1 protein-coding gene is annotated in these 2,884 nt (G+C 58.9%); it reads left to right on the top strand.

The genetic code is table 11. The annotated features are described in order from the left end of the window. Nucleotides 1-271 precede the first annotated feature (271 nt). Nucleotides 272-1,933 carry a GLUG motif-containing protein gene (locus tag ACZ25G_RS01655; RefSeq protein ID WP_463681320.1) on the top strand — a complete coding sequence of 554 codons (1,662 nt, stop codon included), beginning with the start codon at nucleotides 272-274 and terminating at the stop codon, nucleotides 1,931-1,933. Nucleotides 1,934-2,884 lie beyond the last annotated feature (951 nt).

The following is a 2,884-nucleotide window of genomic DNA, read 5'->3' as shown; positions in this document are numbered from 1 at the left end:
TACTCTCAGAATATACCATGAGTTTCTTCCTTTCCGAAGATTTCATTGTAAAATGTATCATAGCTTACTGCTATTATACCGCATTTTAGACGATTGGGGGAAGTCCATTCAGGACTTCAAAGTAATCCTTGACAAAATCGGGCAGGAATGGCATTCTTATTTTATTAATACACCTTCATGGGTACCCGCCTTTGGAGGTTTTCGGTTATGGAATCCTTCCGCAGGGGTTGGAATCCTCCATCAGAAAAGAAAGGGGTTTTGCAAGATGAGGATGAAAAAATTGCTCTGCGGCCTGTTGGCCGCGGTGCTGGTCTTGGCCCTGGCCATGCTGCCCACGGTGGCATTCGCGGCCAACGGGACGCCGGAAGGCAACTGGGCCGACTACGCGGCGGACGCATTCGCCGGCGGCACCGGCGCCAAGGACGATCCCTATCTCATCGCCACCGCAGAGCAGCTGGCCAAGCTCGCCGCGGACGTGAAAGCGGGGGAAAAATACAGCAACACCTATTTCAGGCTGGAGGCTGACCTGGACCTCTCGGCCCATGTGTGGACCCCCATCGGCACTTATATTTGGCCGATAAATGGGACTAGTACAAGCCTTGCTTTTTCCGGCAACTTTGACGGGAACAGCAAGACCATCTCCGGGCTCTATGTGGACGAGCGGGAAACCAAAAGCGTCGCCGGTCTGTTCGGCTATGTCAATTGCTCCAAAGATGACCATTTGGACGTGGGCGTCAAGAATCTGACCATTGTGGACGCGGCGATCTATACTTCCGAAGAGGGCCTGATGGAAAACAGCGCCGGTATTCTGGCTGGACTTGTCATGGCCAATCCGGAGCTTAACATCGACATCTCAAACGTCACCGTCTCGGGCACGATCGTATGTGAGATGACGGATGGATCCAACAAAATCGGCGGGCTTGTGGGTGACTCAACCCGCGTTACCTATACCGATTGCCACGCCGATGGCGTAGCCATCTCCGGCGGCACCAACATGGGCGGCTTCGCGGGGATTTCTGGCATGTCCACCTTCACCGACTGCACCGCCACCGGCACGGTGGACGGCGGCTGGTCTTTGGGCGGCTTTGTCGGCTACTCTTCTTCCATCGGTGTTGAAGGACCCGACGTGTTTGATCACTGTACGGCGGACGTGGATGTCACCGGATTTGACTGGAACCTGGGCGGTTTTGCCGGGTTCCTGGAAGATGGAACCGTCACCGACTGCGTTGCCTATGGGGATGTGACAAGCACCTTGACGGCCGCCCAGCCCAAGGTTGGCGGCTTTGCCGGCAGTGTAGGGAATACTGACCTCGGAACTTCCCCCTCCATCACCGACTCCCACGCGGCTGGAGTGGTCACCGGCGCTCATCCCACCATTCCCGCCGGCGGGTTTGTGGGCTACTGGGACGACGCCACCCTGACCGGCTGCTCTTTTGACTCCGATAAGAACCCGGGCCTGAACAGCGTAGGGGAAGGCACCGTCCCAGGCGAGGACGCGATCGCGGCGGTTTCCACCAGCCAGGTCCTCCGCAACATCTGCGAGGACTACTACGGTGGTCACAGCCTGGTCCATGTGCCGAAGGTAGAACCCACCGCCACCTCCGCGGGCAACATTGAGTACTGGCGCTGTGAGCGCTGCGGCGCTTGCTTTGCCGACGAGAACGGCGCCCAGGAGCTCGACCCCGCTTCTGTCACCCTGCCCGCCACAGCTCCTCCCAGCATTCCCGGCTCCAACGTGGGTCAGGTAGGCGGCAGCGACTGGGATTGGCCCAGCTCCTCCGGCGGCTCCACCAGCGGATCCGGCAGCGCCAATGGTTCCACCAGCGGAGATAAGCTCAACCCGGATACCGGCGACAGCTCCCTGATGGCAGGCATTGCCCTGCTGGCAGCGGCCTCTGTAGGCGGCATCCTCCTTTCTAAGAAGAGAAAATAAAAATAAATAGAATGATTAAGAAAACCGGCTCCCAATGTTGGGGGCCGGTTTCTTCACCTTCCGGGCGGGCGGCGAGTCGCCGCAGCCAAATCGCGCTGTAGTGCCATTGGTAACAAAAACGCGGGCAACGCGGCGGTGTCGTAAACAAAACCCAAGGCGCGTCATCCTCGCCGCTAGGCGCACGGGCGGTTTCGGCGGCAGCCGACGATTTTTTGGACCATCCCGGGGGAATCCAGTGGTGTTAGCCCCCGGGATTGGGAGAAAAATCGCCGCCCATACTGGCGGGAAAGCAGCGAGCCCCATCAGGGGGGATATCCAAGGGGGTAGCCCCTTGGATCACTTTTGCATCCTTTTCTTGAGAGAAAAGGATGTGCCCGCGCGGCATGAGCGCAGAACCACCTGCCGGTGGAGGAAGTCGCGTTGTGGTGTCAATCGAGACCCATTTGCGGGCATCGCGGCAGTGTCACAAATAAAACTTAGGGCGCGTCATCCTCGCCGGTAGGCGCGCGTGAGACGCGGCAATGTCACCGACAAAACCCAGGGTGCGACTTGTCCTCCGCAGGAGCGTGGGCGGTTTCGGCGGCAGCCGACGATTTTTTGGACCATCCCGGGGGAATCCAGTGGTGTTGGCCCCCGGGATTGGGAGAAAAATCGCCGCCCATACTGCCGGGAAAGCAGCGAGCCCCAATAAGGGGGATATCCAAGGGGGCACCCCTTGGATCACTTTTGCATCCTTTTCTTGATAGAAAAGGATGTGCCCGCGCGGCATGAGCGCAGAACCACCTGCCGGTGGGGGTCATCGCGCTTATGTATCAATCGCAACGCAGCTGCGGGCAACGCGAACAGTGTCTCGGATAAAACTGTGGGCGCGACTTGCTGACCGCAGGTCCGCCGGCTACCGCCGGGGGATTTCGCGCTATGGTGCAATGGGTAACTTAGTCGCGTGCGCCG

Source organism: Zongyangia sp., assembly GCF_965361945.1.
The sequence above is the reverse complement of the archived record's forward strand: the minus strand, read 5'-3'. Positions and strand labels throughout refer to the sequence as shown.